This window comes from Oceanobacillus oncorhynchi, assembly GCF_000821065.1.
GTDB lineage: Bacteria > Bacillota > Bacilli > Bacillales > Amphibacillaceae > Oceanobacillus > Oceanobacillus oncorhynchi.
In genome coordinates, this window is the sequence record NZ_CDGG01000001.1 from 2,554,235 (window position 1) to 2,578,842 (window position 24,608).

Sequence of the window (24,608 nt, forward strand, 5' to 3'; positions counted from 1 at the left end):
TGGAGGTGAAGAAATGATTTTAATGATAGATAACTATGATTCATTTGCTTATAATATCGTCCACTATCTGGAGAATTTAGGTGAAAAGGTTGTCGTTAAATATAATGACCAGCTGACTATCGAAGCAATCGAGCAGCAGCAGCCGGAGTATATTGTCTTATCGCCAGGACCCCATACGCCTGAAGAAGCAGGAATGACATTAAAGGTCATTGAGCATTTTAAAGGAAGTATTCCTATTCTTGGTATTTGTCTCGGGCATCAGGCTATCGGCCAAGCCTTTGGAGCTGCCGTGATAAAAAATAATCCTGTTCATGGAAAGCAGTCGCTTATTTTTACTGACCAGCAGGGCGTTTTTTCACAGCTTCCTAAAAGCTTTACGGTGACAAGATACCATTCTTTAAGTATCGATTCGGACAGCATTCCGGAATGCTTTGAAGTCAGCGCGACTACAGAGGATGGAACAATCATGGGGATACGTCATAAAGCCTACCCCATCGAAGGGATGCAATTCCATCCGGAATCCATCAGCACGGAGCATGGCTATACATTGCTGAAGAATTTTCTAATGCAATATAAAAAGGCAGGTGAACTTCAAAAATGATAGAGAATACGAAAATGTTATTTGATTTTTCCTTTGAAGAAGAAGAAGGTGTGCGCCGTATTTTTGACAAGCCGATGGACATTCTAATTGCTCATTCAGATGATGAAGTAGAAAATGTTTTTGCACAAATGGAAGGATACCAGCAGCAGGGCTATTATCTGGCTGGGTATATTTCCTATGAAGCTGCCTCGGCATTTGATAAAAATCTGGTGACCCATAAAAAAAGCGACCTGCCGCTTATGGTGATGGGGGTTTTTAAAAGTGTACAGCTGGAGCACACAAGGCCGGCTGCTGACCGTGCCTATCCTCCGGTGAATTGGGAGATGACAACCCACAAGCAGCAGTATCAGCAAAATATCGAATCGATAAAAGCTGCGATTGCGAGAGGAGATACATATCAAGTAAATTATACTGTTCGGATGGAAGCAGATAGAGCAGTGGATGCAGATTTACTGTATGAACAATTATCTGGCGCGCAGCAGGCAAGGTATGGTGCCCATCTGCAAATAGGGGATTACCAAATTGTATCTGCCTCTCCGGAGCTGTTTTTTGAACGAAGGCAGCAGTTCATCCATACGAAACCAATGAAAGGAACCATCAAACGAGGGCGGACTCCAGAGGAAGATTCCTCTAATAAAAGGAAGCTCACTCATTCCGAAAAGGACCGGGCAGAGAATGTAATGATTGTGGATTTACTTCGAAATGATTTATCGAAAATTGCTGTGAGGGGCTCTGTTCATGTACCGAAGCTTTTTGAAATAGAGAAGTATCCTACAGTTTATCAAATGACCTCAACCATTAGGGCAGAATTAAAAGAAAACCTCAGCAATTTTGATCTATTTAAAGCGTTATTTCCTTGCGGTTCCATCACCGGTGCACCAAAGCAAAGTACAATGGAAATCATTCACGAGCTGGAGGATTCACCGAGGGATATTTATTGTGGAAGTATCGGTTTTATCACACCAAATCAAGATGCACTATTTAATGTTGCGATACGGACTGCTTGGATGAAGAATGGGAAACCGCCTTTTTATGGAGCAGGAGGAGGAATTACCTGGGAGTCGGATACGGAAGGGGAATATGAAGAAGCTTTAGCAAAAACAGCCATTTTAAAAGCGGCTTCTCCGTCCTTTCAAATTGTAGAAACAATGAAATATGATGGGACACAGATACTTCGGCTGAACAGGCATCTCGCCCGGCTAAAACGAACGGCGCTTCAATTCCAGTATCCTTATTCCATGGATAATATCCGGCAACAGCTGAAGGAAAAGGTAAAGAATTATGATGGAGAACAAAGAGTACGCCTTTTATTGGGCCAGGATGGGGAAATAAACATAACCTGTACGCCGCTTATGAAAGAGTCGGAAGCAATAAAAAAAGCAGGGATAGCTTCCTCGCCAATCAATAAAAATGATATTTTTTACTATTATAAAACGACGAATCGGCAAATGTACACGTCTTTTCGAGAGCAAGCCCCTGCTTCCTTTGATGTCCTTCTATGGAATGAAGAAGAACAACTGACGGAGTTTACGATTGGGAATCTGGTAATAAAACAACAGGGGGCCTATTATACGCCGCCTATTTCTTCGGGACTCCTTGCTGGTACTTACCGGGAAGAACTGCTGGAGCGGGGAGTAATAAAAGAAAAAATTCTATGGAAGAAAGACATCTCTTCTTTTGAAGAGGTCTGGCTGATTAATAGTGTACGAGGCTGGGTAAGGGTAACATTTTAAAAAATAATTTTGTAAAAAAGATTGCATGATTAACCGGTGCAATCTTTTTTTATGCATGATGAAATGACTGGAATATTGCTGCAGCAAAAAGGATTTATAGCTGTTCGATTATAAACATGCATGTTGTTAAAAGAAGTCGATGGCAGTCGAAAAAAAGGCAAAAAAATTTTGAGCAAAAGTATATCTGAAATAAAAAAGTTGTGATATGATGTATCAGATTCCTAAGGGAGGTTTTAAATGAAATTTTAGTTAAGGAGAAATGAAGTATGGAAAAACAAAATATGACACTGTCTATCTTGCTGATGAATTTGTTTATTGCATTTTTAGGTATTGGGTTAGTTATTCCAGTTTTACCTACTATTATGAATGAATTGAATTTGTCTGGATCTGTTGTAGGGTACTTGGTAGCAGCTTTTGCAGTTGCGCAGCTTATTGTTTCACCACTTTCTGGAAGATGGGTCGATGTGTTTGGACGTAAACGCATGATCGTTATCGGATTATTGATTTTTAGTTTTAGTGAGTTTTTATTCGGTATCGGGAAGACCGTAGAAATTTTATTTATCTCAAGAATTTTAGGTGGAGTGAGTGCTGCTTTTATAATGCCTGCAGTTACCGCATTTATTGCCGATATTACAACGCTTGAATCCAGACCGAAAGCGTTAGGCTATATGTCTGCAGCGATCAACACCGGATTTATTATTGGTCCTGGTGTCGGTGGATTGCTGGCGGAAGTAGGACCGAGAGTCCCGTTTTTCGCAGCGGCAGGTTTAGCCTTATTCACAGCGGTTTTATCCACAATAACATTACGTGAACCAGAAAGAAAACAAATGGAACAAGGAGAAACAGCAGCTCCAAAACCCGGCTTAGGAAGAATCTTTGTTCCAATGTACTTTATCGCGTTTATTATTATATTTATTACCGCATTTGGTTTATCTTCCTTTGAATCGCTATTTTCTCTATTCGTGGATCATAAATTTGCATTCACACCGAAGGATATTGCGATCATTATTACCGGAGGAGCGATTGTCGGCACGATTGCACAGGTTGCCTTGTTCGGTAAATTGGCAAATAAATGGGGAGAAATCCGTTTGATTCGTTATTGTCTCATTTTCTCTGCCATTCTTGTTACGGCAATGACCGTTGTGGAAAGCTATGCGATGATTTTATTCGTAACGATTGTTATCTTTATAGGCTTTGATTTACTAAGACCGGCTGTGACCTCTTATCTGTCAAAAGCGGCTGGAAATAATGAACAAGGCTTTGTTGGTGGAATGAACTCGATGTTTACAAGTATTGGAAATGTATTTGGACCAATTATTGGCGGGATATTATTTGATATAAATTTAAATTATCCTTATTATTTTGCAGCAATGGTATTGTTAGCAGGTATTGCTGTGGCAATGGTTTGGAAAGAACCAAAAACGCAGGCAGAACACGCATTAGAAAAAATAAAATAATTGCTGAAGAATAACTGGATAGAAGAAACGCACTTGTGCGAGCGGAAGGCTCTGAAGCACAAGTGCGTTTTGTGTATTAGCAATCATTTTTTTACAGAAAGGGAGCAACCTTCAGGAAACAAAAGCTAATCCTTTCTGCTTATATTTTCAATCGTAATCGATTTTGGCTTTCTAGCATCTCTCTGCAGTTTTAAATCGTCTGTAGAAGCCCGCATAAACGACCATGCCAGCAGAATCATGATGAAAATAACCGGGAATCCGGCAACAATACTGGCTGTTTGCAAGGTCTCCAACCCGCCGATAAACATTAACGCCATCGGCAAAATCATTAGCATAAATGCCCAGAAAATCCGGTGCCAGCGCATTGGCTCGCCGCCGATTAGTTTTCTTTGGGCTACAGCTGCCAAAATATAGGAGGCTGAATCAAAGGTGGTCGCTAAGAAAATAATAGCGAGTATCGTGAAGACAGGAATAATAAACCAGGAAATCGGCAGCTGATCCAAAATAGCAATAATGGCAGCCGGGGCTCCATATTCATTCATAAATCCAATCACATCGAAAGATTGGGACAGCTGCAGATAAAGGCCATAATTTCCTAAAATCCCAAAGAACAGGACACAGCCCAGTGTTCCGTAAATTAATGTTCCAAGAACCATCTCTTTGATTGTTCTTCCTCGTGAAATTCTAGCTACAAAGAGCCCGACAAACGGTGCATAAACCACCCACCATGCCCAGTAGAAAACGGTCCAGGTTTCCGGGAAATTCGTTGCTTCATATCCTGGAACAGAAGCTAATGGCTCAAGCCAGGTTGCCATGGAAAAGATATTATTGACAATCCGTCCGATACTTGTAAACGTCATTTCGCTGATAAATAAGGTTGGACCGAAAATAAAGACGAAGGCTAGAATAAATAACACGAGCCAGATATTTAAGTCACTCAGCAATTTAATCCCTTTATTAATACCGGAATACGAGCTGAATGCAAATATAGCAGTACATATGAGCATAATGACTGCCTGCATTCCCAGCGATACAGGAATACCAGTAACGTGATTCACGCCTTCTGCAATCATTGGCGTTCCAAGTGCCAGCGTTGTTCCGGCTCCACCAAGCAGACCGAAAATAAACAAGACATCAATTATTGTCCCCAGCGGTCCATCTGCGTGTTTGCCAATAACCGGTCGGGAAGCTTCGCTGATTTTAAGTACAGGTTTTTTGCGGACATAGTAAAAGTAAGCGATTGGCAGGGCGGGCAATGTATATAGTGCCCATGCAACAGGTCCCCAGTGGAACATGCCGTAGCTTGCTGCCCAGTTGATAGCCTCCTCCGATTCCGGTGTAATACCGAATGGCGGCCCTTCATAATAGTAAGCCCATTCAATCATTCCCCAATATAATATACTGGAGCCGATACCTGCGGAAAAGAGCATGGCAGCCCATGAAAATGTTCCAAATTCTTTTTTTGTATTTCTGTCGCCGAGTTTTATGTTACCGTTTCTGCTGAATGACACATAAAGCAGAAAGATTAGGACGCCGAGTCCCAATAATAAGTATAGAATACCAAAATTTCCTGTGACAAATTCATTTGCCTGATTAATCACGGATGCGCCGGCTTCCGGGAATAAAATCAATGGAATAACGACACTAAACAAAATAACAAGCGCTAATATGAAAGTAGGCCAGTCTATTAAACGTTTATTCATTTATTCATCTCCTCATCTGTGTTGAATGTTTTTAGGATGTCATGGATAACTGTCTGAATCAATGGTTTAAAAAGGGCCTGCCTTGTTTTGTATGCTTCCCTATATATCCGTTTACAAACAAAAGTACAAGGGACTCATGTTTCCTGGCTGAAACGCTCTTGCAAACGGTATAGTAAAAAGCAGAAATTATTTAACATTCGGAACGGAAAAGGACGGTATTATTTTTTTCGTTAGCTATTAGGAAGCGGAATTATTCCTGATAGCGGACGATGCGAATGCTGGGGCAGAATATTGTAGAGAAAAGTCGCCATTTGTAAAACGATATCATTATAATATTCTCTGCAGATTTTATCAAGGGCATTTAGATGGAGGAGGCTTTGTTCCGGGCAGTTTGAAACCGTATCGTTTATGGTAAAAATAAGGTAGAATAAAAGGAAATTGGGAAGGAGATACAACAATTTGAAGAAAACACGATGACATTCCCGCTAAAGCAGATTCAGGCAGGCGCTGTACCAAATATATTGCAGCAATCCGAATCAGAGATGGACCTGCTGTTTCCCTATTAAAAAAGAAATATAAGGAAGTGATTCGATGACGTTTCATGAATATAAAAACTATGATGCAACGGGTCTGGCAGAGCTTATCCGGCGAAAAGAAGTACAGCCCTCTGAATTAGTAGAAACCGCCTTTAGTCAGCTGCATCAAGTGAATCCCGAGTTAAATATCACTACCCATCAACGGGAGGAAGCAGTGAAAAAAGAAGCAAATCAATTTCTTGTTCAAGAAGCTGCTTTTTCAGGTGTTCCCATATTGATGAAAAATATCTCACAAGCCATTGAAGGAGAAAAATTAACCTCAGGCTCGCGGCTGCTTCAGAATCATGTAGAGAAGCATGATAATTATTTTGTTAAAAAATTTCGGGAAGCGGGCTTTTTATTTATGGGGCATACCAACAGCCCTGAATTTGGCTTGAAAAACATAACCGAGCCAACGCTGTATGGGCCGACAAGAAATCCTTGGAATCCGGCTTACTCTCCTGGCGGGTCAAGCGGAGGGGCTGCAGCAGCTATTGCCTCTGGTGTTGTCCCAATGGCAGGAGCAAGCGACGGCGGCGGTTCAATCCGCATACCTGCATCCTTTAGCGGGCTGGTCGGATTAAAACCGACACGCGGACGAACTCCTGTAGGACCGGGAGTCGGCAGACAGTGGCAGGGAGCATCGATTAATTTTGTATTAACCAAAACTGTACGGGACGCTGCTGCTATGCTGGACCAATTACAGGTGGTAGAGCCTCATGCTGCCTTTCAGACGCCGTTATATGAAGCGGGATATCAGCATACGCTGTCTGCCAAGCTTCCCCAACTGCGGATTGCTTTCACTACAGACTCACCGGCAAATACCCCTGTATCCGATGATGCGAAAAAAGCAGTGCTGCAGTTTGTCCGCCATTTGGAACAGAATGGACATATTGTGGAAGAAAAAACTTCTCCCGTTGACGGGGTTCAGCTGATGCGGGATTACTATGTGATGAACAGCGGGGAAATGAATAGCGTTATCCGCGGACTTGAAAAGACAATGGGAACGTCATTGACAGCAGAGGATATGGAAATCGAGTCATGGCTGCTTCATCAAGCTGGAAAATCTGTATCAGCTGCAGATTATTCGGACAGTCTGGCGTCCTGGGACCGTGCAGCAGAAACTATGTCTATTTTCCACCAGTCCTATGATTTCTATATTTCTCCGGCTGCCGCTTTTCATGCTCCAAAGGTCGGGGAGCTGACGATGACAGCGCAAAAGGAACAGGAATTTAAGGAAAGAATGGCTGTTGAAAAGGAAAAGCAGAGCATCATTTACGATATGTTTTTGCCCAGTTTAACGTACACCCCATTTACGCAGCTTGCGAACTTAACAGGGCAGCCGGCTATTTCTTTGCCGCTTTATGTCACAGATAATGGATTGCCAATTGGTGTGCAGGTTATGGCAGGAAAAGGCGGAGAGCATCGTCTTTTGCAGCTTGCCTATGAAACAGAGAACAGTGATTTATGGAAGGGCATGCAGGGCAACCCTTATTTTTCATAATAAACCTTACTCCTTTTAATATCTGTTAGAATAATGAAAAAGTAGTTTAAATAGAATAAAAGAAGTGTCGAGGAGGGACCAAATGGAAATTACAGTTCAAGATATGTTGCAGGAAGAGTTATTTGCACAGGCTGTTGTCGAGACAGGGAAATCGAACTTTTCTGAGAAGAAAATCCAATGGGTATCTGTCATTGAAATGCCTGTGGAGAATTTTGTCCGGAAAAATGAGCTTGTTTTAACTACAGCGCTTGGCTGTAAAGATGATTTGGATGCTTTCATGCAATTTGTAGAAGATATTATCCGTGCAGAAGCGAGTGCATTAGTCATTGCAACAGGGAGACATATTAATGAGATACCGTCTGAAATCAAAGCGTTGGCAGAATCGCATTGTTTAACAATGATTCGCATTCCCTGGGAAATCCGTTTTGCAACGATTGTGGAATTCGTCATGGAGGAGCTGGCACAGAGGAAAAGTTCGGAAATCCTTCAGAATGTGAAGGTACAGCAGGAGCTGCTGCAATTTCTTCTGGAAGAAAAACGTCTGCACGAGCTGCTGGAATTTATCCAAATGCAGGTCGCTGCAAATGTATACCTGACGGATCATCACTTTCGTTTGTATGATTTGGAGGAGTATTCCAAAGGAGCACAGGAAAAATGGCAGCTTGTTTTTCAAATGGAAGAGAAAATCATTCTTCGACAAGATAGATTCATGCGTGACCCATATAGGCAAAAATTTGATTTAGTTGCTTTTCTGGATAAAGAGCTGATTCAAATTCCTATTTTGCAAGTAACCGGCGAAGCGAAAGGCTATTTATTTGTAGAACTTCCCAATCAGGCAGCTTACGAGCCTTTTTTAAATAAATACGGTCAAATACTGGAGCATGCGGCTACAACGATTGCCTTATGGCTCTCTAAAAGAAATGCCGTGGAAGCAACAGAGAATAAACTGCGCAGTGATTTTGTCGAAGAACTGGCAAAAGGAAAATTTCGTAATGTGGAAGAGGCGGCTTTACGTGCAAATCCGTTAGGGTACTCTGTTTATCATACGTATGTATGCATTCTTGCTCAGCCGGAAAAACTGCGTGAGATTTATAAACAGAGGAAAAATGCATCAGGCACTTATACTTTATGGGAGAAAACGATGCTTGGCTACTTAGAGGAAGAACTGGTATATGCTGCGCAGACGTTAAAACAAGAAGTGATGATGACGCAAACAGAGGAAGCATTTTTGGTATATTTGCATATCAAGCATCAGACGGATTATCAGCTTGCGACGGATTTTTTGGATTTGGTTGACAGACGACTGAAACTTTTTTTTCCTGAGGTAACTTTACGTTGGGGAGTTAGTGGAAAAGTAGAATCATTTACCGATTTTCAAAGATCATTTATCGAAGCAAAACAGGCAATGCAAATTGGAGAAAAGAAAGGAAATCCGCGTACATGGTATGAAGATACAGTGCTTGAGCGGATTTTGTTGCAGCTCCATCCTATTTCAGAAATGGATACCATCAGGGAGAACGTATTAGAGCCGCTGTTAATGTATCAAGAAGAAAGGAAGATTAATCTGATAGAAACATTTCTCACTTTCCAGCAGCATCGGGGAAATGTCAGTAAAACAGCTCAATCACTCCATCTTCACCGACAGTCATTGTTATACCGCTTGCGAAAAATAGAAGCGTTGACGGGACTGTCGCTCCATGATTCTCATCATTTATTCCTGTTGGAGTTGAGTATGAGAGCATGGGAAATAAACAAAGCATGAGCGGAGTAACGAGTGGAAGTATAAAAGAATCAAACGAAGAGAAAGTATGGTCCGTATGATCATGCTTTTTTTATTTAGGACGACACCCCCTAACTGTATAATAAAATAATTTTCTTTTCATACAAAATGTCGAATGATTTAAAGAATAGTTTAAATATATAATAAATTCAAACAGAAATAAATATCTTTTCATCGCAGAAGAGCATTTTTGGAAAATAGGAAGATAGGGAGGGGGCTTGTTTGCTGTGAAAGTGGCTCGAGAGGAGTACCGGGAACGTTTAGCGAAGACAAAGGAGAGTATGGCAAAGCAGAAAATAGAAGTATTGCTTATCACCAACCCGGCAAATATGTATTATTTAACCGGTTTTGACGGCTGGTCCTTTTATGTCCATCAGATGCTGGTTGTAATTGATGAGGAGGAGCAGCCAATCTGGATAGGGAGAACAGCAGATGCCAATGCTGCAAAAGTGACCACATGGCTTCGGGAAGAAAATATAATTGCTTATCCAGACACGTATGTACATTCGCAGATAACCCATCCTATGGATTTCATCGCAGCAATTTTAACAGAAATCGGTTTAAGCAGCCGCCATATTGGTGTGGAAATGGATAGTTATTATTTTACGGCAAAATGTTACGCTGCGTTAACTCAAGGGCTTCCGGATGCAATATTTAAAGATGCGACGTTACTTGTGAACTGGCTGCGTATCGAAAAGTCTCCAGCGGAACTAGCTATGATGGAGCGTGCTGCAGTGATTTCTGAACAGGCGATGCAGGCAGGAATCGAATTGGTGAATGAAGGGGTTAGAGGATGTGATGTCGCTGCCCAAATCAGCTATGCACAATTCCGTGGAACGCCGCAATTTGGCGGCGATTATCCAGCGATTATACCATTGCTACCAGCCGGCGAACGGACTTCCACGCCTCATTTAACATGGACGGATCAGCCCTATCAGATGAATGAGACCGTTATTTTAGAGCTGTCAGGCTGCTATCAGCGCTATCATGCCCCGATTGCGCGGACCGTTCAAATTGGGAAGCCGTCTGTATCGATGAAAAAACTATCATCTATTGTTTTAGAAGGCTTGCATGTATGTCTTGATTTTATTAAGCCGGGAGTCACCTGTGAGGAAATAGAAGCAGTTTGGCGGAAAACGGTAGAGAGACATGGCGTCTTCAAAGAGTCACGTCTCGGCTATTCGATGGGATTAAATTATCCTCCAGACTGGGGGGAGCATACAGCAAGTATTCGAAAAGGGGATAAAACAATCATCCGTCCTAATATGACATTCCATCTCATTCCTGCCATCTGGTCGGAGGGGGAAAGCTTTGAAGTCAGCGAGTCTTTCTATGTGACAGAAACAGGCTGCAGAACATTTGGAAACGTACCAAGAAATCTTTATGTCAAGGAATCCATGCCAATGAAAGAGATAGAGGAAGACAAAAATGAAAATTCTGCCGGGTAAGGGAAGGCGGCAAAATAGGAGGCTGAGAAAATGACACACAAGAAAGAAATTGACTTGGCGACCAAAACGGTCTGGGCGGGAGAAGCGGATTATTTGGTTCATGGGGCGACGCAGGTGCCTGTTGTGTTGAGCGTAGCCTATAATTATGATGATATAGATGAATGGTTTGACGTAGCTACAGGAAAAAAAGCAGGGCATATTTATGGCCGGAATACGAATCCAACCGTCCAATCCTTTGAAGATAAAATCAAAGAAATGGAGGGGGCAGAAGCGGTAACCAGTTTTTCAACGGGAATGGCAGCAATCAGCAACACATTAGCTACGTTTTTAGTTCCGGGAGATCGAATTGTTTCTATTAAAGACACTTATGGCGGAACGAATAAAATATTTTCCGAATTTCTTCCGCGTCAGCAAATTGAAGTTCATTTATGCGATACAGGAAATATGGCAGAAATGGAGAAAGAGATAAACAAAGGCTGTGAAATTTTATATTTAGAAACGCCTACGAATCCAACTGTAAAAATAACCGATATTGAACGGATGGCTAAGGCAGGGAAGGAAGCGGGCGCATTAGTGATTGTGGATAATACGTTTGCAACACCGATGAATCAACGTCCGCTGGCTCTTGGAGCAGATCTTGTTATCCACAGTGCGACCAAGTTTCTGGGAGGGCATGCCGATGCTTTAGGGGGTGTCGTCTGTGGCAGGAAAGCGCTGATTGAGCCTATTTTCCATTATCGGGAAATCAATGGTGCTACAATGGACCCCATGGCTGCTTATTTAGTCCTCCGTGGTATGAAAACATTACATCTTCGTGTTCGTGAGCAATGTAAAAATGCGATGGCGCTGGCATTATACCTTCAAAAACAGGATATCGTAGAGGATGTATTTTATCCCGGCTTGCCAGACCATCCCAATCATGATATTGCTAAAAAGCAGATGGATGATTTTGGCGGCATGCTGAGCTTTTCTGTAAAGGGAGGCATCGATACAGTTCGAAAAGTACTTCCAAAGCTGCAGTTTGCCCATCGTGCTGCGAACTTAGGGGCAGTGGAAACAACAGTAGGACCGGCAAGAACAACCAGCCATGTGGAATGCACACCAGAGGAGCGTGCAGCCCTTGGTATACCGGAAGGGCTTATCCGTGTTTCCTGCGGTATTGAAGCTACCGATGATATAATCCATGATTTTGAGCAGGCGCTGCAAGCAGCGAAATCAGATAAGCTGCTTTCTTAATCATAACAATAAGAGTAAATATGAAAACCGAATGGGTACCTTACATTCGGTTTTTCATGCTGCAGGATAGCATATTAAACGAAATGTTAAGACCGTTCTACAGAAGGCCTCCTTGATAATAAATACAGTATTCATAAAATTATACCTAATGTTACTTTTATTACTTTTGCGGAAAGGGTTTTCATTATCGATTAATCTATGTATAATGAGAACCGTTCTCTAGGCCTTTTATTAGTCAGAATATTATCGATTTACAAAAAGAGAGGAGCGACAATATGTCTAAAGAGAAAAAGAATCCATTTCAACGATTTTTAGATTTTGTGGAAGTGGTCGGAAATAAATTGCCGCACCCGGCTACATTATTTGCCATTTTGGCCTTACTGGTTTTAGTCCTTTCTGCGGCATTACAGCCATTTAATATAAGTGTTGAAAACCCTGGCGATCCAGGAGAAGCGGTGGAAATTAAGAATCTTCTGAATGCAGAGGGGATTGAATATATTTTTGGCAGTATGACCGATAACTTTATCGGATTTGCGCCGCTTGGTGTAGTACTTGTTACGATGCTTGGAATCGGGGTAGCAGAGCGGACAGGCCTTATTAGTGCGTTGCTGCGCGGGTTTGTATTGGCAATCCCGAACCGCTTTATTACATTAGGTATCGTTTTTGCGGGGGTAATGTCCAGTGTGGCTTCTGATGCAGGCTATGTTGTTTTACCTCCATTGGGTGCATTAATTTTTGCGGCGCTTGGACGCCATCCATTAGCAGGTCTTGCGGCAGCATTTGCCGGCGTATCTGGCGGTTTCAGTGCGAACTTATTCTTATCCGGAACAGATGTGATGCTTGGAGAAATGACCATTGCCGGAGCTGCTATTATTGACCCTGCCTATGCAGAGCAAATGAATATTGCCATGAACTACGGTTTTATTGCCGCATCAGTGGTAATACTCACCCTTATCGGCAGCTGGGTAACAGAAAAAATTGTGGAGCCTCGGCTGGGTACGTATAAAGGAGAAGCAACGGAAGACATAAAAGGAATTACAGCAATAGAGAAAAAAGGACTTATTTGGACAGCAGTTTCGTTTGTTGTTTCTTTTGTACTCGCGGCATTGCTGGTTATCCCTTCTAATGCGCCGCTGCGTGGAGAAGACCCTGGATTAGACGGGATTATCATGTCACCATTTATGGATTCCCTTGTACCGATTATCGCTATTTTATTCTTAATCCCAGGACTTGTTTACGGTTTGATAACCAAAGAAATTAAAAGTGATAAAGATGTTGCAGCACAAATGAGCGATACGATGGCATCAATGGGGATGTTTATCGTCCTTGCCTTTACAGCAGGTCAATTTGTCGCTTACTTTAATGAAACCAATATGGGACTGGTAATTGGTGTTTATGGAGCAGAATTCTTAGACAGTGTAAACTTCAGCGGAATTGGCTTAATTCTGTTGTTTATTCTGATTGCTGCATTTATCAATATCTTTATTGGAAGTGCATCTGCAAAATGGGCCATGATGGCTCCCGTATTTGTTCCGATTATGATGCAGCTTGGCTATGCACCGGAATTTACACAGATGGCATACCGTATTGCTGATTCAGCAACAAATATTATCTCGCCATTGATGACATACTTTGCAGTAATTATTGCCTTTGCCCAGAAATATGATAAGAAAATGGGAATTGGAACCCTCGTATCAACCATGCTTCCATACTCTATCTTCTTCTTGATAGGCTGGACAATCATGCTGGTTGTTTGGATGTGGCTTGGTATTCCGCTTGGACCAAACGGACCGATTCATTACGGATAAATTGAAAACCATGAAGAGTGTGACAGCTTTTCATGGTTTTTTAATTTGTTTATTATTTTAATAACTGTTCCATTTTACTTATCCACCCTGGAAATGGTAGAACGAAGTCACTATAAAATCATGGAAAAGCATTAGCCGCTATGTTTAAATGGAAGTAAGATTGGATGAGCATGAAGGTTATGACAGTGCCTTCTTAAAATAGTGAATGAAATAGAAATACAGCTGGAAGGGAACGATCCACATGGAATTAGAGGAATTGTTATCACAAATGGCAGAAGAAGGTGTGATTCATGGCGGTTCAGAAGTCAATAAGGCAATGGTGGCCGTATCAGATGAAACGAAGCGATTATGTGCCATATTAAATAATGGCGTGTATACCAATGAAGAAATCAGACAGCAGATGTCCTAGATTACCGGCCAAGAATTAGATGAAAGTTTTTCCTTGTTTCTACCGTTTACCTCCGATTTTGGAAAGAACATAAGCATCGGGAAAAATGTATTCATAAATTCGGGATGCCGTTTTCAAGATCAGGGACAAATCATTATCGGTGATGGAAGCTTAATCGGGCATAATGTTGTGTTCGCAACTATCAATAATGACTATGATCCGTTAAACCGGGGAACGATGTACCTTAAACCCATTGAATTGAAGGAGAAAACCTGGATTGGTTCGAATGCAACCATTCTGCCTATGGACTATCTGGAAGATTTGTATATTCCTCATCCAGTCGTTGGGGCGCTTTAATGTTTTAAAAGAAAGGTGTAAAACTCGTTATTTTCTCGATACCGCCTCTTTTGCGTTTCATTTTGCTCTCAGAGTGGAACAGACATAGAAAGCAGATTCTAAAAAAGGAGTGAAGCGCAATGAAAAAGGTAAGAATTGCCGGCAGAGAAGTGTTGCCGATTGGTTTAGGCACCATGAACATGGGAGACAAGGCGGATACATTTAATCAAGAAGTACAGGCCATCCGTACCGGGATTGATCAGGGTGTGCAATTGATTGATACGGCTGAAATGTACGGCAGCGGGAATGCGGAGAAGTTAGTTGGAAGCGCTATAAAACCTTACGCCCGGGAAGATTTATTTCTTATTTCAAAAGTTCTTCCGTCGAATGCATCAAAAAAAGATTTGCCAGTCAGCTTGGATAATAGTTTAAAAAGATTAGAAACCGATTATATCGACTTATATTTACTGCATTGGAAAGAAGAGGTTCCACTTAAAGAAACAGTAGAAGCTTTAGAGGAGGCAAGAAATCAAGGCAAAATCAAAGCATGGGGCGTTTCTAATTTAGACGTGGACGATTTGGAGCATGTGATTCATTTACCGGGCGGGGATAACTGCAAAGCGAATCAAGTACGCTATAATGTCGCAAACAGAGGTATCGAATTTGATTTAGTGCCGATGATGGCTCAGCATAACATGCCCGTGATAGCTTATTCTCCAATTGACCGCGGCGACAGCTTCAGAGCGAATTTAACGAAACAGCAGGTGTTAAAGGATCTAGCAGAAAAACACGAGGCAGACGTATTCCAAATTCTATTAGCCTGGTCGATACGGAATGGAAGAACGATTGCTATCCCGCAATCCAGTAATCCGGATCATGTTGTGAATAACATAAAAGCAGCGGAAATGGAACTAACAGAGCAGGATTTGAAGCAAATCGATACAGTGTATCCTGAACCAGCCTCGAAGCAGCGCCTTGCTTTATGGTAGGAAGGTTTCGGGAAATCTGATTTTATTAAAAGGAAGGGCAGCTGAGGAAGAAACCCCGGCTGCTCTTTTTGCATGTTGAAAATGACAGCGTAATTCGTTGACATAAAGTTCACATTTATCAAAACAGGCGAGAAAACTCTCTCTTCAAGCGCGTGAAAGGTATAATCAAAGCGATAAGGGGGAGATGGATCGCCTGCCGATAAGAAGTTTTTGGCATCCTGATTGACCAATAATAAAACGAACAAACGTTCCGAATCTATCTTTTTTCTGATATAATAGACAGGAGGAGGTAAAGGACTATGAAAGTAAAAAAAACGTTTCGTTTTCGTATCTATCCAAACAAAAACCAAATCACTTTCATCCATAAGACAATCGGCTGTGCCCGTTTTGTCTACAACTATTTTACAGGAAAACAAAAAGAAAAAGATATTTACTGGTATAAAGTGAATGAAATGGTGCAAAATGGGCAGCTTCTTCAAAATAATTGGAAAGGCGAATTTTTCAATAAAAATAAGGCGATCAAAGCGGTTCGAGAATTGAAGAAAAACTATCCCTTCCTCAAAGAAGCAGATAGCATTGCTCTTCAAAAAGCCGTGGAAAATGTGAACGATTCCTATACCCGTTATTACAAGAAACAGAAGAGGGCACCTCGTTTTAAATCTAAGAAGAACCCTGTTCAATCGTATACCACGAAATATGTCAATGGAAATATTGCCGTATTCGATAAACATATCAAACTGCCCAAGCTAGGGCTTGTTCGTATGGCTAAAAGTCGTGAAGTGGAAGGCCGCATTATGAATGTAACAGTCCGACGCAACCCTGCCGGTAAATACTTTGTTTCGATATTAGTTGAAGCCGAAGTTGATCCTCATGAAAAGACTGGTACATCCGTTGGCATTGATGTCGGATTAACAGACTTTGCAACCCTTTCCGATGGAACAGTGTATGAAAACCCAAGATTCTTCCGGACATTAGAAGAGAAACTAGCAAAAGCGCAGGTGATTCTGTCCAGAAGACAAATAGGATCAGCAAATTGGCAGAAACAAAAACGAAAAGTAGCCCGGATTCATGAAAAAATTGCTAATAAAAGAAAAGACATGTTAAATAAGATCTCCGCCGAGATAATCAAAAACCACGATATCATCGGAATAGAAGATTTGTCCGTGAAAAAGATGCTGAAAAATCGTAATCTTGCGAAATTAATTAGCGACGTATCCTGGTCAGTGTTCCAAGCCATGTTGGAATATAAAGCGACTTGGTATGGAAAACAGATTGTTAAGGTTGCTAAAAACTATCCATCCAGTCAGCTGTGTTCTCATTGTGGACATCAAAACCAAGACGTTAAAAATCTCGCTTTGCGTGCATGGACGTGTGACATCTGCCAATGTCATCATCAAAGAGATGTTAACGCAAGCAGGAATCTTCGTAAGGAAGCATTGCGATTAACCGCAGGGACTGTGGGGATAGCCTAATCTATAACTGACCGATGGGTTGGTGTTCTTAGGAATCTCTCGCTTCAAGCAACCTATAAGGTTGATAAGCGGGGATAGTTCAAAATGTAAGGTGAACGTATTAAGTGAAATTTCATTCAGTGGGAACCTCTCATTCTTAACTGAAAGATTCTTATAAAAAATAGAATGGGATTAAACCATCTAAGTTGAATATTCATTCTATCATTTGACCATAATAAGAGATAACTAAATCTTTGGAATGCATTTCGTTTCAATATGCTTCCTAATATAGTAACATGAAAGGCAGAAAGGTTCAGGAAGATAAGGAGGGTGATGATGGAACAGGAAAAGTTAGCAGAAAATATACAGATTCAAGATGTGTTAAATAATATCAATGACGTTATTTTTGGTAAAGAAGAAATTGTCAAATTGAGTTTAGTAGCCTTATTAACAGAAGGTCACGTCTTATTGGAGGACGTGCCCGGAGTAGGGAAAACAATGCTGGTCCGCACATTAGCAAAATCAGTCAATTGTAATTTTAGCCGGATTCAATTCACACCAGACCTGCTGCCGTCGGATGTGACAGGGGTGTCTATTTACAATCCCAAAGAACTAGAATTTGAGTTTCGGGAAGGACCGATTTTTGGAAATATTCTTCTAGCAGATGAAATTAACCGGACGTCTCCCAAGACACAATCCGCCTTGCTGGAAGCGATGGAAGAAAAGAGCGTCACTGTAGACGGAGAGACACGACGGTTGAATAGTCCTTTCTTTGTGATGGCGACTCAAAACCCGATTGAATATGAAGGAACCTATCCGTTGCCAGAAGCGCAGCTCGATCGCTTTCTATTAAAATTGCGCATGGGCTATCCAACCTATGAGGACGAGTTAGAAATGCTTGCGAGAAATAAAAGCCATCATCCGATTGAAGAAATCCAGGCAGTGATGTCGCAGGAGGAATTATTGCTGGCGCAGGAAGAAGCCAAAAGTGTCTATATAGACGAAACGATCCAGCAATATATCTTAAATATCGTTACGCGCACGAGATCACACCCTTCGATTTATTTAGGCGTGAGTCCGAGAGGGTCACTTGCTTTAATGGAAGCCTCCAAAGCGTATGCGTATATCGAAGGAAGAGATTATGTTATCCCGGATGATGTGAAGTATCTGGCAGGATTTGTGTTATCTCATCGGGTGATGCTGAAAGCAGAAGCGCGATATCAAGGCAAATCAAGTGAGGAAATTCTTGATTCTATTATACAGTCTGCTCATATCCCGATTAAGAAAGGCTTTGGAGAATGAAGGAGAATCTCCGGATTATCCTTCGCAGTCTTGGCGTTTTGACACTCATTGTTATTCTCTTCTGCTATGCCATGTTCCAGGGAGGATTTGTCAGCTGGTTTTTATTTTATGGCTACTTGCCAATCGGCATCTACCAGCTCCTCTTTGCCAGCTATCCACTGCGTGCGTGGCAGATTTACCGGGAAATCGAGAATCCGGTATGTCAGGCGGGAGATGAAATCGTTGTGAAGGTGCATTTAAAACGGAAGCTGCCTTTTCCTTTATTATATTGTACATTTGAAGAAAAATTTCCCCAGTCTTTAATGAAGGAAGATACAAAGAAGGCGAAATACCTTTCTTCTCAGGCTTCAGGACAAATGACAGTTTCTCGCAGACTGATACGTATGTTATTTCCTCTATTCCGCAGAAATTTTACATTCAGTTATTCGATACAATCCCTGCCGCGCGGAGAGCATGTACTGGATAAAGTAACGATCCAAACAGGTGATATATTTGGTTTTATTAAGAAAAGCCGCGATTTTCAGGTGGAAAATACATTCGCTGTCTATCCTTATGAGCATGAGCTTCGTTTAGTGAGTGATATGGAAAGCTACGAGCAGGGCGGAGTGCTATCCAACCAATTACAGCATATGAATACGACCGTTGCTTCCGGAGCCAGGGAATATGCTCCAGGGGACCGATTTGCATGGATTGACTGGAAACAGACAGCAAGAAAACAAACGATGATGACCAAGGAATTTGACCGGGAGAAAAGCATGGATATCTTGCTGGTTCATGATAATTTTATGAACGGGAATAAAAATGAACTTATCTATGAAGCATCAATTGAAATGAGCTTATCTTTTATAGAAAAAATAGCAAAGAAAGATTATCAGACAAGCTTTCTTTCTATTGGCGAGAGGCCGCATGTATTTGAGCTGGGACAAAGTGAGCAACAAATGGAGCGGATGAAGCATTATCTTCTGACAGCGAGAGGGGAACAGGAAGGTTCTTTTTCCATCCGTTTTCGTGAAGAAATGGCTCATTTCCATCAAGCGGATATTATCTTTTTGATTGTAACATCCATAGATCCCCAATTTGTGCAGGCTATCCAGGAAGCCAGACAGCGTATGAAGCATTTATCGATTATTTATATCTATCCAGAGAAAGTCCTGCCGGACACGGAGAAGCATCTGCTTGAGCCTTTGCGATTTTCCGGGATAGCGGTACAGCAATTAAGTATGGAACAGCTTGCAGCGGATCCGGTTGAGGTGATTTTTAAATGATAAAGACCCAAAAACAAGTAAAAACGCTGCATACACTACTATTATATATTGCAGGATTTTGCCTTTTCTTAGAATGGCTCTATCCGCTTGGGGATATTTCGGAAACCAATATTGGTGTTTTTGTATTATTCGCGCTGTACTGCTTTTTTATTTCTTATTTTCAGCTGCATTGGCTGATTAGTATCCCTGTAAAAGGACTGGGATTGCTTTTTATCGTCCATATGCTTTACTTTGAGACAAGCTTTTTAGACCTGAACTGGGCAGGAGAAGTCCTCCAGGAAGTCATGTATAATATGGAGTTGATGTTTTCAGGCGACTGGTATATGCTTACCAACTTTTTCAGAAGTCTATTATTCCTGGTGCTCATTTGGCTGATGAGCTATCTGCTTTATTACTGGTTTGTCAGAATGAAAAATATTATCTTATTTATTCTGTTGACCTTTGTCTATATCGGCATTTTGGATACATTTACGGTATACGAAGGCGCTGCGGCAATCGTCCGTATTTTCATTATTTCCTTTATTGCACTCGGAATGTCCAGCTTGAGTAAGGAGATTGAAAATAAACGAATTCCTATTTCTGTCGGCGAACGATTAAAATATTGGCTGCTGCCGCTTGTGTTTGTCGTAGCAATCGTAAGTATTATTGGATATCAAGCACCGAAAGCAGAACCGCAATGGCCGGACCCGCTGCCATTTTTGCAGGGGGCAGCCGATAACATAGGAGATAGCGGCGTCGGAACTGGACGGGTTGGATATGGAGAAGATGATTCCCAGCTTGGCGGCTCCTTTGTCCAGGATGATACAGTTCTTTTTGAAGCGACCGTAGAAGAGGATCATTATTGGCGGATTGAAACAAAGGATGTCTATACAGGCAAGGGATGGGAGACTTCGCAAGATCGAAACCTTCTGCATCAGACAGGCGGGCAGATTACCCTATCTACCTTCGAGGACAGTGTCGAGACAGAAACGTTAGAGACACAGATTGCTTTTACGGGAAGTAACCGGCTGCCAAAGGTCGTCTATCCTTATGGTGTCTCCTCTATTAGAACAGAGGAACCGGTTGATTTTCACCTTGATGAAAGTATGGAGGGGATCGAAACGATACGGGATGGAGAGGACAGTACGCTGGAAGCTTATGAAATAAACTATGAGAGTCCATCCTTTGATATCGAAGCACTGCAGAATAACTCTGAACAGGATCCTGAAGAAGTCCGGGACCGTTACACACAGCTGCCGGATGATCTTCCGGAAAGAGTGGGAGATTTAGCCGCAGAAATAACAGAAAATCATGAAACAAGATACGATAAAGCACGCGCAATCGAGCGTTATTTCAGTGCAAATGGCTTTGAATACCAGACAACAGATATTCCAAGGCCAAGAGAAGAAGAGGACTATGTCGACCAATTTTTATTTGAGACGCAGATTGGCTATTGTGATAACTTCTCTACCGCCATGGTTGTGATGCTCCGGTCAGAAGGGATTCCTGCTAGATGGGCGAAAGGGTTCACTAGTGGAGAACGAATCGATTCCAATGCAGAAGAACAAACGCATGTGAATGAAGTTGCCAACAGCAATGCTCACTCTTGGGTAGAGGTCTATTTTCCAGAGGTAGGCTGGGTGCCATTTGAACCGACACAAGGCTTCACCAATATGGCTGACTTCGAAGCGGATGTCGATGAAAATGACTATCCTTTGCCAGAGGAAGAAGAACCGCTCGAAGCACCAGAATTAGACCAGGAAGAAGGCGCAGAAGACGAAGAAGAGACAGATGAAGCGGAAGATCAGGAAGAAGATACAGCTGCTTCCGATGAAGAGACAGGGATTTCTGCATTAACAGGTTATATCCTTATTGGAATAGGGATTGTTCTGTTGCTGATTCTACTTGCCCTTTATATAAAGCGAAGAGAGATACGGATTTATTTCCTGCAAAGAAAGCTGGAAAACCATTTTGACGAGACGGCATTCCAGGAAGCCTATCTCTACCTGTTAAAGCTTACAGGTAAAAAAGGCTTCAAACGAGGAAGTGACGAAACCTTAAGGGAGTTTGCCCGAAGAGTGGATGAACATCTTTTTGCCGTGGAAATGAGCAAGCTGACAAGAATCTACGAGCGGATGATTTACAGTAAACGGCTCACAGGTGAAAAAGAGGAAATAATTCAATTATGGAAAAATTTAATCAATCAAATAATGGCTTGACCCGGGGCGTATCAATTAGTAGAATGAAAAAGGAAATACTGTGGGAGACGTTGTAAGAATATTTCTTCCCATAATGAAAAATTATCGTTTGACATATGCCTTTCGTATATCCTCGAAAATAAGGTTCGAAAGTTTCTACCGGGTCACCGTAAATGACTCGACTATGAAGGCAGAAGAAGGTTTGCTTATGCTGCCCGGATTCTGCCTTTCTATGATTTTTTGTGTGCGTGAGCTGCAGGAAGTAGAAAGGTGGAAGCCGGGCTTTTTAATAGGTGAGACAAAGTATTTCGAATACAGGGTAAAGGAACGTATAGTTTACAAGCTATTTTCTATAAAAGATACAGATTGGAGTCTAGTTATGGAGAACAATGAATTAGTACTGGTTTTAGATTTTGGCAGTCAATATAACCAATTAATCACACGCCGTATTCGTGAATTTGGCGTATATAGTGAGCTTCATTCACATAAACTGACCGCTGCAGAAATCAAAGAAATGAATCCAAAAGGAATCATTCTTTCCGGCGGACCGCACAGTGTTTATGGCGAAGACAGCTTCCGTTGTGATGAGGAAATCTTTGAATTAGGAATTCCTGTCCTCGGTATTTGCTATGGCATGCAATTAATGTCCCTGCATTTTGGCGGTAAAGTAGAAGCATCCAAAAACCGCGAATACGGAAAAGCATTAATCGAATTAAATGAAAGCCCGGCTCTATTTAAAGATACACCGACAAAACAGACGGTATGGATGAGTCATGGTGATAAAGTTACAGCTGCACCACCTTCTTTCATCGTTGATGCAACAAGTCCATCTACACCAGTTGCTGCTATCAGCGATATTGATAAGCAAATGTATGGGGTGCAATTCCATCCGGAAGTACGTCATTCCGAGTATGGAAATGATTTATTAAACAGCTTTGTCTTCGATGTTTGTAAATGTACAGGAGACTGGACGATTGCAAACTTTATCGAAATGGAAACAGAAAAGATCAAAGAAACTGTCGGCGACCGCAACGTACTTTGCGCATTAAGCGGCGGCGTAGACTCCTCTGTTGTTGCTGCTTTAATTCATAAAGCTATCGGCGACCAGCTGACTTGTATCTTTGTTGATCACGGTCTCCTTCGTAAAAATGAAGCAGACGACGTGATGGAAGTATTTGCAGAAGACTTCCAGATGAATATTATCAAAGTAGATGCAAAGGACCGCTTCTTATCTAAATTAGCAGGCGTTTCCGATCCAGAGCAAAAACGTAAAATCATCGGAAATGAATTCATCTATGTATTTGACGATGAAGCAGCAAAATTAAAGGATATTGATTTCTTAGCGCAAGGAACGCTCTACACTGACGTGATTGAAAGTGGAACAGAAACAGCTCAAACCATCAAATCACATCATAACGTAGGCGGTCTGCCGGAAGATATGCAATTTGAATTAATTGAGCCATTAAATACATTATTCAAGGATGAAGTGCGTGAATTAGGTTCGCAATTAGGAATTCCTGACCGTATCGTTTGGCGTCAGCCATTCCCAGGGCCGGGACTTGCTATCCGTATCCTGGGTGAAGTAACGGAAGAACACTTAGAAATCGTTCGTGAATCCGATGCAATCCTTCGTGAAGAAATTGCAAAAGCAGGTCTTGACCGCGATATCTGGCAATACTTCACTGTCCTGCCGAACATCAAGAGTGTTGGTGTCATGGGAGATGCTCGTACGTATGCACATACAATTGGGATTCGTGCGGTAACTTCTATTGATGGTATGACTTCGGATTGGGCAAGAATTCCTTGGGATGTGCTTGAGAAGATTTCGACGCGTTTGGTGAATGATGTGGATAATATTAATCGAGTGGTGTATGATGTTACTTCTAAGCCGCCGGCTACGATTGAGTGGGAATAAGAATACAACTTAATTTGAAGAGGGAACACCGATTTAAAGGCATTTATCTTACTCAAATATGTAGAAAATGCATTAAAAATAATATGGTTCCCTACCAAAATCCCTACCAATAAAAAATTTTGGTAGGGAATTTTGTTTTTTTATTGGATTTTGGTAGGGAACATTTCTCTGTGGATAACTTGGTTTTATTATGATAAATATCACTATAAAAAGTCATTCGGTGGCATTATTTTAATTCGACAATATTGAAAGATTATAAGATCAATAATTTTAGATAAAACAAAGAGATAATCTGAATAGAGATTGAATTAATTTAGTGAGTTATGTTGTACCTTTTCGCTCTTAAACTGAAAGCATCTTCTCCACCTTCCATAATGTCGCATATAGCATTTTTAACACTTTCATTTTCAATAGAACCTTCATACATTACTTCAATATCTTTCGTTTGAGAATTTAAAGCAATTACCCACTCAGCATCACCATTTACTGGAATGTTTGCATTATGTGTAATTGTAATGATCTGACGGTTTTGCTTGGAACTTTTTAATCTATTTACAATTAAATCATATATTAATTGGTTATCTAGATCATCTTCAGGTTGATCCAAAATTAGGGGAGAATTTCCATAAGATAATAAAAACGTTAATACAGCAGATGTTTTTTGTCCTGCAGATGCGTTTGAAATTGACTTAAAGCTGCTTGAATTATTAGCCTTATATTTCACTTCAATTCTATCCTCAGGATACAGTAATTGAAGTCTATCTATTTGTTCATCATTTAATTCTTTAATAACACTATTACTAAATCGTCTGGAGGCTATTTTACTATCTTCTCCATCATATTTAACATTATATATGTCATTTCTTATTTCTTCGATAGTTTGTTCAACTTTGCCATTGAAGCAATAAGTAACAATATCCTTAATATTGATGTTAGTCTA

The 24,608-nt window shown here is 41.3% G+C and carries 17 protein-coding genes, 1 pseudogene and 1 riboswitch; of the genes and pseudogenes, 16 read left to right on the forward strand and 2 right to left on the reverse strand.

Going from position 1 to position 24,608, the window contains the following annotated elements; translation table 11 throughout:
- The first annotated feature begins 13 nt into the window (after positions 1 to 13).
- From BN997_RS12205 to BN997_RS12215, 3 genes are all read left to right on the forward strand, one after another.
- Entirely contained in the window at positions 14 to 601 is a 588-nt protein-coding gene (locus tag BN997_RS12205) for an anthranilate synthase component II (RefSeq protein ID WP_042532626.1), read from the forward strand.
- Positions 598 to 2,334, forward strand: a complete 1,737-nt coding sequence (gene pabB / locus BN997_RS12210) for an aminodeoxychorismate synthase component I (RefSeq protein ID WP_042532628.1) — start codon at positions 598 to 600, stop codon at positions 2,332 to 2,334. The genes BN997_RS12205 and pabB overlap by 4 nt, the downstream gene beginning before the upstream one ends.
- Before the next feature lie 266 nt (positions 2,335 to 2,600).
- Positions 2,601 to 3,791, forward strand: coding sequence for an MFS transporter (locus BN997_RS12215; RefSeq protein WP_042532630.1), 1,191 nt, complete (start codon positions 2,601 to 2,603; stop codon positions 3,789 to 3,791).
- A 125-nt stretch (positions 3,792 to 3,916) separates the two neighbouring features.
- On the opposite strand, the gene BN997_RS12220 is transcribed toward BN997_RS12215, so the two are convergent.
- A complete protein-coding gene (locus tag BN997_RS12220) occupies positions 3,917 to 5,494 on the reverse strand; it encodes a BCCT family transporter (RefSeq protein ID WP_042532632.1) in 1,578 nt (525 codons plus the stop codon).
- Positions 5,495 to 6,085: 591 nt separating this feature from the next.
- Here BN997_RS12220 and BN997_RS12225 point away from each other — a divergent pair.
- The 13 genes from BN997_RS12225 (at position 6,086) to guaA (ending at position 23,668) form a co-directional block, all read left to right on the forward strand.
- The gene (locus BN997_RS12225) at positions 6,086 to 7,573 is read left to right on the forward strand and encodes an amidase family protein (RefSeq protein WP_042532634.1); all 1,488 of its coding nucleotides are present in this window, start codon (positions 6,086 to 6,088) and stop codon (positions 7,571 to 7,573) included.
- Between the two features lie 82 nt (positions 7,574 to 7,655).
- Positions 7,656 to 9,335: a PucR family transcriptional regulator gene (locus BN997_RS12230; RefSeq protein WP_042532636.1), complete on the forward strand. Its 1,680-nt coding sequence runs from the start codon at positions 7,656 to 7,658 to the stop codon at positions 9,333 to 9,335.
- A gap of 245 nt (positions 9,336 to 9,580) precedes the next feature.
- Positions 9,581 to 10,801 carry a M24 family metallopeptidase gene (locus BN997_RS12235; RefSeq protein WP_276325302.1) on the forward strand — a complete coding sequence of 407 codons (1,221 nt, stop codon included), beginning with the start codon at positions 9,581 to 9,583 and terminating at the stop codon, positions 10,799 to 10,801.
- Positions 10,802 to 10,831: 30 nt separating this feature from the next.
- Complete coding sequence (locus BN997_RS12240; RefSeq protein ID WP_042532638.1) at positions 10,832 to 12,037, forward strand: cystathionine gamma-synthase family protein; 1,206 nt, start codon at positions 10,832 to 10,834, stop codon at positions 12,035 to 12,037.
- 275 nt (positions 12,038 to 12,312) lie between these two features.
- Positions 12,313 to 13,845, forward strand: a complete 1,533-nt coding sequence (locus BN997_RS12245; RefSeq protein WP_042532639.1) for an AbgT family transporter — start codon at positions 12,313 to 12,315, stop codon at positions 13,843 to 13,845.
- 241 nt (positions 13,846 to 14,086) lie between these two features.
- Complete coding sequence (locus BN997_RS23505; RefSeq protein ID WP_244882375.1) at positions 14,087 to 14,254, forward strand: hypothetical protein; 168 nt, start codon at positions 14,087 to 14,089, stop codon at positions 14,252 to 14,254.
- A gap of 33 nt (positions 14,255 to 14,287) precedes the next feature.
- The gene (locus tag BN997_RS23510; protein ID WP_244882376.1) at positions 14,288 to 14,590 is read left to right on the forward strand and encodes an acyltransferase; all 303 of its coding nucleotides are present in this window, start codon (positions 14,288 to 14,290) and stop codon (positions 14,588 to 14,590) included.
- Between the two features lie 119 nt (positions 14,591 to 14,709).
- Entirely contained in the window at positions 14,710 to 15,558 is an 849-nt protein-coding gene (locus BN997_RS12255; protein ID WP_042532641.1) for an aldo/keto reductase, read from the forward strand.
- A 299-nt stretch (positions 15,559 to 15,857) separates the two neighbouring features.
- A complete protein-coding gene (gene tnpB / locus BN997_RS12260) occupies positions 15,858 to 17,030 on the forward strand; it encodes an IS200/IS605 family element RNA-guided endonuclease TnpB (RefSeq protein WP_042532643.1) in 1,173 nt (390 codons plus the stop codon).
- A 315-nt stretch (positions 17,031 to 17,345) separates the two neighbouring features.
- Positions 17,346 to 18,311 (forward strand): AAA family ATPase, encoded by a 966-nt coding sequence (locus BN997_RS12265; RefSeq protein WP_374705739.1) that lies wholly within the window; start codon positions 17,346 to 17,348, stop codon positions 18,309 to 18,311.
- Entirely contained in the window at positions 18,308 to 19,576 is a 1,269-nt protein-coding gene (locus BN997_RS12270; RefSeq protein ID WP_042532647.1) for a DUF58 domain-containing protein, read from the forward strand. Before BN997_RS12265 ends, BN997_RS12270 begins: the two co-directional genes overlap by 4 nt.
- Positions 19,573 to 21,774 (forward strand): transglutaminase TgpA family protein, encoded by a 2,202-nt coding sequence (locus BN997_RS12275; RefSeq protein ID WP_042532649.1) that lies wholly within the window; start codon positions 19,573 to 19,575, stop codon positions 21,772 to 21,774. Before BN997_RS12270 ends, BN997_RS12275 begins: the two co-directional genes overlap by 4 nt.
- Positions 21,775 to 21,856: 82 nt before the next feature.
- Positions 21,857 to 21,958: riboswitch (purine riboswitch) on the forward strand.
- Positions 21,959 to 22,132: 174 nt separating this feature from the next.
- Positions 22,133 to 23,668 carry a glutamine-hydrolyzing GMP synthase gene (gene guaA / locus BN997_RS12280; protein WP_042536056.1) on the forward strand — a complete coding sequence of 512 codons (1,536 nt, stop codon included), beginning with the start codon at positions 22,133 to 22,135 and terminating at the stop codon, positions 23,666 to 23,668.
- 313 nt (positions 23,669 to 23,981) lie between these two features.
- Here the strand turns inward: guaA and BN997_RS12285 are convergent.
- Positions 23,982 to 24,482, reverse strand: a pseudogene (locus BN997_RS12285) (TrlF family ATPase); the annotation flags it as partial.
- Between the last annotated feature and the right edge of the window lie 126 nt (positions 24,483 to 24,608).